Annotated in this window: 1 protein-coding gene; it reads left to right on the top strand. The window is 58.4% G+C overall.

What is annotated here, in order from left to right; genetic code table 11:
- The coding region (locus tag J5224_RS32315) for a hypothetical protein (RefSeq protein ID WP_264629030.1) at nt 1-757 on the top strand (757 nt) is incomplete at both ends.

Here is a 757-nt window from a genome sequence, read left to right on the forward strand (position 1 = left end):
CAGACGATGACACCCGCATTCCAGCTTCGCGATCAAAACCATCTTGGCGATCAAAACGGTCTTCGTTGCGCCTCGCGCATTCAGGAGCTGGCGCAACACAGTCAACTGCTGACCGATTGGGCATTGCGCTATGACCAAATCTCTCACGGGCGGTTTGAAGGCAGTCTGAAAGAGGCCTGGCTGGACGGCGTACAGTTCTATCAGGAACAGCTGTCACAGTCGGTGTTTCAACGTGGACAGGGCCGAACGGGCACGCTCTGCCTCGGGGTGTTTAATGCGCTATCGGGAGAAGCGCGCTGGATGGGAAACAGCCTGACGCAGCAGGATATTACCTGGTCCTATGACGGCGGCGAGTTGATGCTGCAAACGCCGGAAACCTCTTCGCTATTGGTACTGAGCATTCCTTTGGCGCTGTTATCGGACATCACCGATGAACTGCCGCACCGGGTCTACGCCATCCATCACGATCTCCTTGCCAACCGACTGCGCGAGCATATTCTGGCCATGCTGCACAGCGTGATGGAACACCCGCTGCAATTTGCGCAACGACAGGCGCGGCTGCAATTTCTCAGCGATATCCGCGAACTGGCCTTTGCCTTTTTCACCGCCGTCGGCACGCAGACCATCAGCGTGCGCCCTTCCCTGCAAAAGGCGCAGCGCGTGGTCAGCAAAGCACAAGACGCCCTGATCGCCCATCGCGATCGGCCTCTGACCATGGATGAGCTGTGCCAACTGACCCACACCACACGGCGCACCC

The organism is Candidatus Symbiopectobacterium sp. NZEC135 (assembly GCF_025962695.1).